Source organism: Streptomyces griseofuscus, assembly GCF_014673495.1.
In the GTDB taxonomy this organism is placed as follows: Bacteria; Actinomycetota; Actinomycetes; order Streptomycetales; family Streptomycetaceae; genus Streptomyces; species Streptomyces murinus.
In genome coordinates, this window is record NZ_CP051006.1 from 3,124,719 (window position 1) to 3,137,196 (window position 12,478).

A 12,478-nucleotide genomic window follows, 5' to 3' on the forward strand; every position below is an offset into this window, starting at 1 on the left:
CCGTAGGGTGCTGCCCTGACGCGGATCTTTCGCGTCGATCGCAGACATGGGATCACCCCACGGGTTCCGGAAAGCAACAAGCAGGGGCGGGCGATGGAGCAGACACACACCTCCCAGAGCGGCACGGCGGCGACGACCACCACTCCGGGCGCCCAGCGCCGGGTACTGGTCGTCGAGGACGACACCACGATCGTCGACGCCATCGCGGCCCGGCTCCGCGCCGAGGGCTTCCTCGTGCAGACCGCGGCCGACGGACCGGCCGCCGTGGACACGGCCGAGGCATGGCAGCCCGACCTGCTGATCCTCGACATCATGCTGCCCGGCTTCGACGGCCTGGAGGTCTGCCGGCGCGTACAGGCCCAGCGCCCGGTGCCGGTGCTCATGCTCACCGCACGGGACGACGAGACGGACATGCTGGTCGGGCTCGGCGTCGGCGCCGACGACTACATGACCAAGCCGTTCTCCATGCGCGAGCTGGCCGCGCGGGTGCATGTGCTGCTGCGCCGGGTGGAGCGGGCGGCCATCGCCGCCTCCACGCCCCGCTCCGGCATCCTGCGCCTCGGCGAGCTGGAGATCGACCACGCGCAGCGCCGGGTGCGGGTGAAGGCCGAGGACGTCCATCTGACGCCCACCGAGTTCGACCTGCTGGTGTGCCTGGCCAACACCCCGCGCGCGGTGCTCTCCCGTGAGCAGCTGCTGGCCGAGGTCTGGGACTGGGCGGACGCCTCCGGCACCCGCACCGTCGACAGCCACATCAAGGCGCTGCGCCGCAAGATCGGCGCCGAGCGCATCCGCACCGTGCACGGTGTGGGCTACGCGCTGGAGACGCCGAACCCGTGAGCGTGAGCGGGCGCCAGGCCGCACGGAGGAGCCCCCGGGCCCGCACGGAGGACCCCTGGGGCGGCGTACGCCCGTTCTCGATCAAGACCAAGCTGACCGCGCTGGTGGTCATCGCGGTGCTGATCACCACCGGTCTGTCGATCGTCGCGGTGCACACCAAGACGGAGCTGCGCTTCATCACGGTGTTCTCGATGATCGCCACCCTGCTGATCACCCAGTTCGTGGCGCACTCGCTCACCATGCCGCTGGACGAGATGAACACGGTCGCCCGGGCCATCTCGCAGGGCGACTACACCCGCCGGGTGCGCGAGAGCCGGCGCGACGAACTGGGCGACCTGGCGCAGACGATCAATGTCATGGCCGACGAGCTGGAGGCCCAGGACCAGCAGCGCAAGGAGCTGGTCGCGAACGTCTCCCATGAGCTGCGCACCCCGATCGCGGGACTGCGCGCCGTGCTGGAGAACATCGTCGACGGGGTCACCGAGGCCGATCCGGAGACCATGCGGACGGCCCTGAAGCAGACCGAGCGGCTCGGCCGCCTGGTGGAGACCCTGCTGGACCTGTCCCGGCTGGACAACGGCGTCGTACCGCTGAAGATGCGTCGCTTCGAGGTGTGGCCGTATCTGTCGGGCGTCCTGAAGGAGGCCAACATGGTCGCCTCGGCGCGCGCGGGCATGGCCACCGGCTCCGGCAGCCACACCCGCACCGACGTCCATCTGCACCTGGACGTCTCCCCGCCGGAGCTGACCGCGCACGCGGACCCCGAGCGCATCCACCAGGTCGTCGCCAATCTGATCGACAACGCGGTCAAGCACAGCCCGCCGCACGGCCGGGTGACCGTGAAGGCACGGCGCGGGCCCCAGCCGCACTCGCTGGAGCTGGAGGTCCTGGACGAGGGTCCGGGCATCCCGCGCTCGGAGTGGCACCGGGTCTTCGAGCGGTTCAACCGGGGCGCCGTGACCCGGCCGCACGGTCCGGGCAGCGACGGCGGCACCGGCCTCGGGCTGGCGATCGCCCGCTGGGCGGTGGATCTGCACGGCGGCCGGATCGGGGTGGCCGAATCAGAACGCGGCTGCCGGATCATCGTCACCCTTCCGGGAGCGAACTCCGCTTCAAGTTGACGTAAAGTTCCAGCGAAGGCACAAGATCCACGGTCGTCCGCGCCGTCTTCGCGCAGCTGGACACGTGTGGAGCGACACAGGCCCGCGCCGCCCGCAGAAGCCGGGGGCGCAGGGCCGGACCAGTGCACCCTCGTACATCCGGAACCACGCTTGTTTCCCGCCATTTCAAGCCCTGAAACAAGATTTTCGGTGTGACTTACACGACGATGAACGGGCCCGACCTGACCTTCCCCGCCTCCAAGGCGTAGCCTTTATTCCCGCTGTCCATCACCTTGTGAAGCGGAAGAGGGCGGTTGCCGCCGTGTCGCCACAGTCCCCCAGTAACTCGAGCATCTCCACCGACGACCAAGCCACCGGGAAGAACCCCGCGGCCGCGTTCGGCGCGAACGAGTGGCTCGTCGACGAGATCTATCAGCAGTACCTCCAGGACCCGAATTCGGTAGACCGTGCCTGGTGGGACTTCTTCGCCGATTACAAGCCGGGCGCGCCTGCCACGCCCGCGCCGGCGGGTACTGCGGCCGCGGGGGTCGCAGCGACCCCCACTCCGGCGCCCCAGGCCGCTCCGGCGCCCGCGGCCCCGGCGGCACCGAAGCCCGCCGCCGCCCCGGCGCCCGCTGCGGCCGCTCCGGCGGCTCCCGCGGCGAAGACGGCCCCCTCCCCGGCCAAGCCGGCGCAGCCCGCACAGGCGCCCGCTCAGCCGCAGGCGAAGGCCGCTCCCGCCACCGAGGCCCCCGCCGGTCCCGAGCAGATCACTCTGCGCGGCCCGGCCGCCGCGGTCGCCAAGAACATGGACGCCTCGCTGGAGATGCCGACCGCCACCTCGGTCCGCGCCGTCCCGGTGAAGCTGCTGTTCGACAACCGCATCGTCATCAACAACCACCTCAAGCGTGCCCGCGGCGGGAAGATCTCCTTCACGCACCTCATCGGGTACGCGATGGTGCAGGCCATCAAGGCCATGCCGGCGATGAACCACTCGTTCACCGTCAAGGACGGCAAGCCGACCCTGGTCAAGCCTGCCCACGTCAACCTCGGTCTCGCCATCGACCTGGTCAAGCCCAACGGCGACCGCCAGCTCGTCGTCGCGGCGATCAAGAAGGCCGAGACGCTGAACTTCTTCGAGTTCTGGCAGGCCTACGAGGACATCGTCCGCCGCGCCCGCGAGGGCAAGCTGACCATGGACGACTTCACCGGTGTCACGGTCTCCCTGACCAACCCCGGCGGCCTGGGCACCGTGCACTCCGTGCCGCGTCTGATGCCCGGCCAGGCCGTGATCATGGGCGTCGGCTCCATGGACTACCCGGCCGAGTTCCAGGGCACCAGCCAGGACACCCTGAACAAGCTCGGTGTCTCCAAGGTCATGACCCTCACGTCGACCTACGACCACCGGGTCATCCAGGGCGCCGCCTCCGGCGAGTTCCTGCGCCAGGTCGCCAACCTGCTGCTCGGCGAGAACAAGTTCTACGACGAGATCTTCGAGGCGCTGCGCATCCCCTACGAGCCGGTCCGCTGGCTCAAGGACATCGACGCGTCCCACGACGACGACGTCACCAAGGCCGCGCGGGTCTTCGAGCTGATCCACTCCTACCGGGTCCGCGGCCATGTCATGGCCGACACCGACCCGCTGGAGTACCGCCAGCGCAAGCACCCCGACCTGGACATCGTCGAGCACGGCCTCACCCTGTGGGACCTGGAGCGCGAGTTCGCCGTCGGTGGTTTCGCCGGCAAGTCGATGATGAAGCTGCGCGACATCCTCGGGGTGCTCCGCGACTCGTACTGCCGCACCACCGGCATCGAGTTCATGCACATCCAGGACCCCAAGCAGCGCAAGTGGATCCAGGACCGGGTCGAGCGCGGTCACGCCAAGCCGGAGCGCGAGGAGCAGCTGCGCATCCTGCGCCGGCTGAACGCTGCCGAGGCGTTCGAGACCTTCCTCCAGACGAAGTACGTCGGCCAGAAGCGCTTCTCCCTGGAGGGCGGCGAGTCCGTCATCCCGCTGCTGGACGCGGTCATCGACTCCGCCGCCGAGTCCCGCCTGGACGAGGTCGTCATCGGCATGGCCCACCGCGGCCGTCTGAACGTGCTCGCCAACATCGTCGGCAAGTCGTACGCGCAGATCTTCCGCGAGTTCGAGGGCAACCTCGACCCGAAGTCGATGCACGGCTCCGGCGACGTGAAGTACCACCTGGGCGCCAATGGCACCTTCACCGGCCTGGACGGCGAGCAGATCAAGGTCTCGCTGGTCGCCAACCCCTCCCACCTGGAGGCGGTCGACCCGATCCTGGAGGGCGTCGCCCGCGCCAAGCAGGACATCATCAACAAGGGCGGCACGGACTTCACCGTCCTGCCGGTGGCGATCCACGGCGACGCGGCCTTCGCGGGCCAGGGCGTGGTGGCCGAGACCCTGAACATGTCGCAGCTGCGCGGCTACCGCACCGGCGGCACCGTGCACATCGTCATCAACAACCAGGTCGGCTTCACGGCGGCCCCCGAGTCCTCGCGTTCCTCCATGTACGCGACGGACGTGGCCCGCATGATCGAGGCCCCGATCTTCCACGTGAACGGCGACGACCCCGAGGCCGTCGTCCGGGTCGCGCGGCTGGCGTTCGAGTTCCGCCAGGCGTTCAACAAGGACGTGGTGATCGACCTCATCTGCTACCGCCGCCGCGGTCACAACGAGTCGGACAACCCGGCCTTCACCCAGCCGCTGATGTACGACCTGATCGACAAGAAGCGCTCGGTGCGCAAGCTCTACACCGAGTCCCTGATCGGTCGTGGCGACATCACCCTGGAAGAGGCCGAGCAGGCCCTCCAGGACTACCAGGGCCAGCTGGAGAAGGTCTTCACGGAGGTCCGCGAGGCCACCGCGCAGCCGGCTGCCGGTGCCCCCCAGGAGGCCCAGGACGGCTTCCCGGTCGCGGTCCCGACCGCCGTCTCCGCCGAGGTCGTCAAGCGGATCGCCGAGTCCCAGGTCAACATCCCCGAGCACATCACCGTGCACCCGCGGCTCCAGCCGCAGCTCCAGCGCCGTGCGGCGATGGTCGAGGACGGCACCATCGACTGGGGCATGGGCGAGACCCTGGCCATCGGCTCCCTGCTGCTGGACGGCACCCCGGTCCGCCTCGCGGGCCAGGACTCCCAGCGCGGCACCTTCGGCCAGCGCCACGCGGTGCTGATCGACCGGGAGACCGGCGAGGAGTACACCCCGCTCCAGTACCTCGCCGAGGACCAGGCGCGGCTGAACGTCTACAACTCGCTGCTGTCCGAGTACGCGGCCATGGGCTTCGAGTACGGCTACTCGCTCGCGCGTCCCGACGCGCTGGTGATGTGGGAGGCCCAGTTCGGCGACTTCGTCAACGGCGCCCAGACGGTCGTCGACGAGTTCATCTCCTCGGCCGAGCAGAAGTGGGGCCAGACCTCCGGCGTCGTCCTGCTGCTGCCGCACGGCTACGAGGGCCAGGGCCCGGACCACTCGTCCGCGCGCCCGGAGCGGTTCCTCCAGCTGTGCGCCCAGAACAACATGACGGTGGCCATGCCCACCTCGCCGTCGAACTACTTCCACCTGCTGCGCTGGCAGGTGCACAACCCGGCCCACAAGCCGCTGGTCGTCTTCACCCCGAAGTCGATGCTGCGTCTGAAGGCCGCCGCCTCCAAGGCGGAGGAGTTCACGACCGGCGGCTTCCAGCCGGTCATCGGCGACGCGACCGCCGAGGCGGCCGCCGTCCGCAGGGTCGTCTTCTGCTCCGGCAAGGTCTACTACGACCTGGAGGCCGAGCGTAAGAAGCGCGGCGCCACGGACACGGCGATCATCCGCATCGAGCGCCTGTACCCGCTGCCGGGTGCCGAGCTCCAGGCGGAGGTCAACAAGTACCCGAACGCCGAGAAGTACCTGTGGGTCCAGGAGGAGCCGGCGAACCAGGGTGCCTGGCCGTTCATCGCGCTCAACCTGATCGATCACCTCGACCTGGCGGTCGGCGCGGACATCCCGGCCGGCGAGCGGCTGCGGCGCATCTCGCGCCCGCACTCCTCGTCCCCGGCGGTGGGTTCCGCCAAGCGCCACCAGGCCGAGCAGGAGCAGCTGGTGCGTGAGGTGTTCGAGGCCTAAGCCTCCGGCACGACGACAACGCTGAAGGGCCCGGTTCCGTACGGAACCGGGCCCTTCAGCGTTTCTACCGCCCCTGCTTACTCGTCGTCGTCCTCGTCGTCGAGGCGGGCGAGCCAGGTGGCCAGGCGCTCCACGGGCACCTCGAAGTCGGGGTTGAGGTCCACGAAGGTGCGCAGCTGCTCGGCGAGCCACTCGAAGGTGACCTCCTCCTCGCCGCGCCGCTTCTCCAGCTCCTCGATGCCGCGGTCGGTGAAGTACATGGGGTTGCGTCTCCTGGTGTGCGTATGCGCCCGGGCCGATGGGACAGGCGTCGGCGTCGTCACCAGCCTAAGCAATGCGCGGGGCGGTGTTCCCGAAAGAGTGCCTTGACTTCGCGAGGCCACGATATATCGTGTTTCTGGACGGACGCGATATGGCGCGTCGCGATCGTGTACGGCCGAGGAGGTCCCCCATGTCCGAGTGGTCCGTCGCCGAACCACAGAAGCTGACGTTCGACGCCCCGGTGAGCACCCTCCAGGTGCGCATCGCGGGCGGCACGGTGAACGTGATGGGGGTCGAGGAGGGCCCCGCCCGTCTGGAGGTCTCGGACATCGAGGGGCCCCCGCTGCTGGTGACGCACGAGAACGGCACCCTGACGGTGGGGTACGAGGACCTGACCTGGCAGGGCTTCACCAAGCTCCTGGACCGCAGGAGCTGGCGCCGCAGCGCGGTCGTCTCCCTCGCGGTCCCGGCGGACGCCAAGGTGGAGGTGGGCACGGTCGGCGCCGGCGCGGTGATATCCGGCGTCCGGGGCCCGGCGGTGGTCCGGGGCGTCACCGGCGACACCGCCCTGGTCGGCCTCTCCGGACCGGTCCAGGCGAACACCGTGTCGGGGAATCTGGAGGCGCAGGCGGTCACCGGCGAGCTGCGCTTCACCTCGGTCTCCGGGGACCTGACCGTGGTCGAGGGCTCGGGCCCCGCTGTGCGGGCCGACTCGGTCAGCGGCTCGATGATCGTGGACCTGGACCCGGAGGGGCCGACGGACGTCCACCTCACCAGCGTCTCGGGCGAGATCGCCATCCGGCTGCCGCACCCGGCGGACGCGGAGGTGGAGGCGAACACGGCGAGCGGCCGGATCTCCAACGCCTTCGAGGGGCTGCGGGTGCAGGGCCAGTGGGGCGCCCACAAGATCACCGGCCGGCTGGGCGCGGGCACGGGACGGCTCCGGGCCACCACGGTCTCCGGCGCGATCGCCCTGCTCCGGCGCCCCGACCGGGCGCCCGACGGCACGACCCACGGCACCGCCGCCGACCCGACCGACGGCACGACCGACAAGAAGGTGCTCTGACATGCCCCCCGTCTTCGCGCACGGACGCCTGCGCCTGTACCTGCTCAAGCTGCTGGACGAAGCCCCGCGCCACGGCTATGAGGTGATCCGCCTCCTGGAGGAGCGCTTCCAGGGGCTGTACGCACCCTCGGCGGGCACCGTCTACCCCCGGCTGGCCAAGCTGGAGGCCGAGGGCCTGGTCACCCACACCACCGAGGGCGGCCGCAAGGTGTACGCCATCACCGACGCGGGCCGCGCCGAACTGGCCGACCGCAGCGGCGAGCTGGCCGATCTGGAACTGGAGATCCGCGAGTCGGTGGCGGAGCTCGCGGCCGAGATCAAGGCCGATGTGCGGGGCGCGGCCGGCGATCTGCGCCGGGAGATGCGCGCCGCCGCGTCCGAGGCCCGCGGGGGCGGCGACACCGGGGACGCCGGATCCGCGGGGGACGACAAGGACGCCTGGCGCGCGGCCAAGGAGGAGATGCGCCGGGTCAGGCAGGAGTGGAAGGAGCAGGCCCGCCGCGCCAAGGACGAGAGCCGCCGGGCCCGCGAGGAGGCCCAGCGCGCCCGCCATCAGGCCCAGGAGGCCCAGGCCCGGGCCCGGGCCCAGGCGCAGGAGGAGATGCAGCGGGTCGCCCGCCGCGTCCAGGACCACTTCGCGCGCGGCAACTGGCCCGCGGGCGTCCGCGAGGGCCTGACCGAACTGGCCAGGGAACTGGGCGATCTGAGCAAGGACTGGACCAGCCCCCGCCCGGCCCAGGCCCCGACCTACACCACGACGGACTTCCCCGCCGAACACGTCCCCTCCTGGACGCACGAACCCCCCACCGACAACCCCGCCCGCGACCTCGACCGCCTGCTGGACCGCTTCCGCGACGACATCCGCGATCTGTCCCGCGACCACGGCGTGACTCCGGACCAGCTCCGGACGGCCCGGGAGCAGCTGTCGCGCGCGGCGGCCGAGATCACCTCGGTCCTGCGCCCGCCGAAGGGATAGCGCAGGAGAGACTCGACGGCACAGTGGAAGGCGGGCCCGCCACCCCGGACCCGCCCGCGCCGCACCGACGAGGTCAGGACGTCGTCAGTACGATCTTCCCGAACTGCCCACCCGACTCCATCCGTTCGAAGCCCTCGCGGGCGCGGTCCAGCGGAAGCACCTCGTCGATGACGGGCCGTACGCCGGTCGTGGCGCAGAAGGAGAGCAGGTCCTCCAGCTCGTCCTTGGTGCCCATGGTGGAGCCGACGACCTTCAGTTCGAGGAAGAAGATCCGGGTCAGCTCGGCGTGCGAGGGCCGGTCGCCGCTGGTCGCGCCGGAGATGACGATCGTCCCGCCAGGGCGCAGCGACTTCACCGAGTGCGACCAGGTCGCGGCGCCCACGGTCTCGATGACCGCGTCCACCCGCTGCGGCAGCCGCGCCCCGCTCTCCACGGCCTCCACCGCGCCCAGCTCCAGGGCCCGCTTCCGCTTGGCCTCGTCCCGGCTGGTGGCGAACATCTTCAGCCCCGCCGCCCTGCCGAGCACGATCGCGGCCGTGGCGACCCCGCCGCCCGCGCCCTGCACCAGGACCGAGTCCCCGGGCCGTACCCCCGCGTTGGTGAACAGCATCCGGTACGCCGTCAGCCATGCGGTGGGCAGACAGGCGGCCTCGGCGAAGGACAGTTCCTTCGGCTTGGGCAGCACATTGAAGGTCGGTACGGCGACCTGTTCGGCGAAGGTGCCCTGATAGCGCTCGGTCAGGATGGAGCGCGGCTCCTTCGGGCCGACACCGTGGCCGCTCTGGCCGATGACGGAGTGCAGGACGACCTCGTTGCCGTCGGCGTCGACCCCGGCGGCGTCGCAGCCGAGGATCATCGGCAGCCGGTCCTCCGGGAGGCCGACGCCCCGCAGGGACCAGAGGTCATGGTGGTTGAGGGAGGCGGCGCGCACATCGATGGTGCTCCAGCCGGGGCGGGCCTCGGGAGCCGGACGCTCCCCCAACTCAAGGCCGGAGAGCGGCTGGTCGCGGTCGATTCGGGCGGCGTAGACGGCGAACATGCTGCCGACGATAGGTGGGCCGGACGGCCAGGGGAACCGGGCCGCGCTGTGACACATGCCCTCTTGCACACCGGCACTCGGGCAGCGCAGCCGCACACCACCCCGCGGTGGACCGCACCCGAGGCGTCCACATCGCGCGGGCACACCCTGCGGCGCCGGCCTCCGCGGCCCCTCTTCACCACCCGGGTTCACCACCCGGGTCGGGTGGGCGGGGGGGAAAAGAAATGGCCCCGCCAGTGATCAGGCGGGGCCATCTCAGCCGACGTCAGCGGCGGGCGACGCCCTCGGCTCGCGCCGCCGCGGCCACCGCCGCGGTGACCGCCGGAGCGACCCGCTCGTCGAACGGCGACGGAATCACGTAGTCCGCCGCGAGATCGTCACCGACCACGGAGGCCAGCGCCTCGGCCGCCGCGATCTTCATGCCCTCGGTGATCCGGGAGGCCCGCACCTGGAGCGCGCCCGCGAAGATCCCGGGGAAGGCCAGCACGTTGTTGATCTGGTTCGGGAAGTCCGAGCGCCCGGTGGCCACGACCGCCGCGTACTTGTGCGCGACCTCGGGGTGCACCTCGGGGTTCGGGTTGGCCATCGCGAACACGAAGGCGCCCTTGGCCATACCGGCCACGGCCTCCTCGGCGACGGTGCCGCCGGAGACGCCGATGAAGACGTCCGCGCCCTTGAGCGCGTCCGCCAGCGTGCCGCTGATGCCGGCCTTGTTGGTGAAGCCGGCCAGGTCGCGCTTGACCGGGGTCAGGTCCTCGCGGTCCGCGGAGACGACGCCCTTGCGGTCCGCCACCGCCACATCACCGATGCCGGCCTCGACCAGCATCTTGGCGATGGCGACACCGGCCGCGCCGGCGCCCGAGATCACGGCGCGCAGCTGGCCGATCTCCCGGCCGCTGAGCCGCGCCGCGTTGCGCAGCGCCGCCAGCGTCACCACGGCGGTGCCGTGCTGGTCGTCGTGGAAGACCGGGATGTCCAGGCGCTCCTGGAGGCGGCGCTCGATCTCGAAGCACCGGGGCGCCGAGATGTCCTCCAGGTTGACTCCGCCGAAGGAGGGAGCGAGACGGACGACGGTCTCCACGATCTCGTCCACATCGGTGCAGTCGAGCGCGATCGGCACCGCGTCGACGCCGCCGAACTGCTTGAACAGGATCGCCTTGCCCTCCATCACGGGGAGGGAGGCCTGGGGACCGATGTCCCCGAGTCCGAGCACCGCCGTACCGTCGGTGACGACGGCGACGACGGAGGACTTCCATGTGTAGTCGTTGACCAGCTCCGGCTGTTCCGCGATCGCGGTGCACACGCGAGCGACGCCGGGCGTGTACGCGAGGGAAAGGTCGTCCTTGTCGCGGACGGGCACGGTGGCTTGCACAGCCATCTTGCCGCCGCGGTGCAGAGCGAACACCGGATCGAAGGAATCGAGGGGCTCGGCCCCGCCGTCCTGGTCCGTACCGATGTCGCTGCGAGGATTGACGATCTCCGCTGCCACTTGTTCTACCCCTTAGGTATGCATGGTTTGAGGGTCGACCACTCCTGGTGAGGGGTGGGCGGGCACCGCGCAGGGCCCGATTGCGGATACGCACGGGTCATGCGCGACGGGCGCGCCGCACACGCGCCCTGAGCCCCGGATGAGGGGTGTAAAGAACCTTCTTACCGGACGGACGGCGCTCACGACGAGTCCAATAGGTGCAAGGTCACATCTGGGAACCAGTTCGCCACACGGACATGACATACCGCTGACGGCCGCGCTGACGGCGATGCGGGGCTCCGGGGACTCGGCGGGCCCGGACGGCTGCGGCGGGCGCACGACACGGTCGTACGACACCCACATGTCCGGTCGTCCACATGTTGGGATGTGCCGGAGGTTTTCCGGCGGTGGGACGGGATTCGCGCAGGTGGCCCGGTGCGGTATGGCACCGAGAGACCAAGGATGTACCGACCTGATGGGGTTCGGGGGTCACCCGTTATCCGATTTTGACATATCGGCGCCCCTGGATGGCGTAGTCCGAATGGCAAGATGCCGTAAACCCGCGAGGTCGCGCCACCCAATGGTGTGTGTTCTCGTCTACCCAGCGGCAAACTCTTCGCATACGCCGGAGGAATCCACAATGACCGCACGTTCCACCCGTCGTTCGACCGCCACGCGTCCCCGGCTGGCTGCGGTCGGTGCGATCGCGGTCGCAGGCGCCCTGCTGCTCACCGGCTGCGGTGACCAGACCAAGGACAAGAACAACGACTCCGGCAATGCCTCGTCCGGTGCCCCGCTCGCCGGCAAGCTCCCGCAGTCCATCCGCGGCAAGGGCAAGATCCTGGTCGGTTCGGACATCGCGTACGCCCCGGTGGAGTTCAAGGACTCCAGCGGCAAGGCCGTCGGTCTGGACCCGGACCTCGCCGCCGCGCTGGGCAAGCAGCTCGGGGTGACCTTCGAGTTCCGCAACGGCACCTTCGACGCCCTGCTCACCGGCCTGCGCTCGGGCCGCTACGACATAGCCATGTCGGCCATGACCGACAACAAGGACCGCCAGCAGGGCATCGACCCGGACACCGGCAAGAAGGTCGGCGAGGGTGTCGACTTCGTCGACTACCTGACCGCCGGCGTCTCGATCTACACGCGCAAGGGCGACACCCAGGGCATCACCGGCTGGTCCGACCTGTGCGGCAAGAAGATCGCCGTCGAGCGCAGCACCGTCTCGGAGGACCTGGCCAAGGCCGAGGCCAAGAAGTGTCCGGCCGGCAAGAAGCTCTCCATCGAGCCGTTCGACGACGACCAGCAGTCCCAGACCCGGCTGCGCTCGGGCGGCGTGGACGCGGCCTCCTCCGACTTCCCGGTCGCGGCGTACGCGGCGAAGACCTCGGGCGGCGGCAAGGACTTCCAGATCGTCGGCGACCAGGTCTCGGCGGCGCCGTACGGCATCGCGGTCTCCAAGGAGTCCGGCCAGCTGCGGGACGCGCTCAAGGCCGCTATGGACGCGATCATCAAGAACGGCGAGTACCAGAAGATCCTCGAGAAGTGGGGCGCCCAGGACGGCGCCGTCAAGGAATCCGTGATCAACGGCGGCAAGTGACCCGCGGC

Annotated in this window: 9 protein-coding genes; 6 read left to right on the plus strand and 3 right to left on the minus strand. The window is 70.3% G+C overall.

From position 1 onward, the window contains the following. The first annotated feature begins 93 nt into the window (after positions 1-93). The 3 genes from HEP81_RS13645 (at position 94) to HEP81_RS13655 (ending at position 6,063) form a co-directional block, all read left to right on the plus strand. Positions 94-840: a response regulator transcription factor gene (locus tag HEP81_RS13645; protein ID WP_037660250.1), complete on the plus strand. Its 747-nt coding sequence runs from the start codon at positions 94-96 to the stop codon at positions 838-840. A 2-nt stretch (positions 841-842) separates the two neighbouring features. Further along, entirely contained in the window at positions 843-1,961 is a 1,119-nt protein-coding gene (locus HEP81_RS13650; RefSeq protein ID WP_037660248.1) for a HAMP domain-containing sensor histidine kinase, read from the plus strand. A gap of 301 nt (positions 1,962-2,262) precedes the next feature. Continuing rightward, a complete protein-coding gene (locus HEP81_RS13655) occupies positions 2,263-6,063 on the plus strand; it encodes a multifunctional oxoglutarate decarboxylase/oxoglutarate dehydrogenase thiamine pyrophosphate-binding subunit/dihydrolipoyllysine-residue succinyltransferase subunit (protein ID WP_037660245.1) in 3,801 nt (1,266 codons plus the stop codon). 77 nt (positions 6,064-6,140) lie between these two features. Here the strand turns inward: HEP81_RS13655 and HEP81_RS13660 are convergent, their stop codons facing one another. Then, entirely contained in the window at positions 6,141-6,323 is a 183-nt protein-coding gene (locus HEP81_RS13660; protein WP_019075209.1) for a DUF6104 family protein, read from the minus strand. Between the two features lie 191 nt (positions 6,324-6,514). Between HEP81_RS13660 and HEP81_RS13665 the strand changes: the two genes are divergently transcribed. Continuing rightward, positions 6,515-7,390 (plus strand): DUF4097 family beta strand repeat-containing protein, encoded by an 876-nt coding sequence (locus HEP81_RS13665; protein WP_037660242.1) that lies wholly within the window; start codon positions 6,515-6,517, stop codon positions 7,388-7,390. A 1-nt stretch (position 7,391) separates the two neighbouring features. After that, on the plus strand, positions 7,392-8,366 hold the full coding sequence (locus HEP81_RS13670; RefSeq protein ID WP_037660241.1) for a PadR family transcriptional regulator: 975 nt from the start codon (positions 7,392-7,394) through the stop codon (positions 8,364-8,366). A gap of 73 nt (positions 8,367-8,439) precedes the next feature. Here the strand turns inward: HEP81_RS13670 and HEP81_RS13675 are convergent, their stop codons facing one another. Then, entirely contained in the window at positions 8,440-9,405 is a 966-nt protein-coding gene (locus HEP81_RS13675; protein WP_037660239.1) for a zinc-binding dehydrogenase, read from the minus strand. A 265-nt stretch (positions 9,406-9,670) separates the two neighbouring features. Continuing rightward, a complete protein-coding gene (locus HEP81_RS13680; protein ID WP_037660236.1) occupies positions 9,671-10,894 on the minus strand; it encodes an NAD(P)-dependent malic enzyme in 1,224 nt (407 codons plus the stop codon). 619 nt (positions 10,895-11,513) lie between these two features. Between HEP81_RS13680 and HEP81_RS13685 the strand changes: the two genes are divergently transcribed. Beyond that, the gene (locus HEP81_RS13685; RefSeq protein ID WP_037660235.1) at positions 11,514-12,470 is read left to right on the plus strand and encodes an ABC transporter substrate-binding protein; all 957 of its coding nucleotides are present in this window, start codon (positions 11,514-11,516) and stop codon (positions 12,468-12,470) included. Positions 12,471-12,478: the final 8 nt, after the last annotated feature.

Coding starts and splice junctions, on each gene's coding strand:
- HEP81_RS13685 (WP_037660235.1), top strand. CDS start 11,514: ATGACCGCACGTTCCACCCGTCGTTCGACCGCCACGCGTCCCCGGCTG.
- HEP81_RS13665 (WP_037660242.1), top strand. CDS start 6,515: ATGTCCGAGTGGTCCGTCGCCGAACCACAGAAGCTGACGTTCGACGCC.
- HEP81_RS13670 (WP_037660241.1), top strand. CDS start 7,392: ATGCCCCCCGTCTTCGCGCACGGACGCCTGCGCCTGTACCTGCTCAAG.
- HEP81_RS13675 (WP_037660239.1), bottom strand. CDS start 9,405: ATGTTCGCCGTCTACGCCGCCCGAATCGACCGCGACCAGCCGCTCTCC.
- HEP81_RS13660 (WP_019075209.1), bottom strand. CDS start 6,323: ATGTACTTCACCGACCGCGGCATCGAGGAGCTGGAGAAGCGGCGCGGC.
- HEP81_RS13645 (WP_037660250.1), top strand. CDS start 94: ATGGAGCAGACACACACCTCCCAGAGCGGCACGGCGGCGACGACCACC.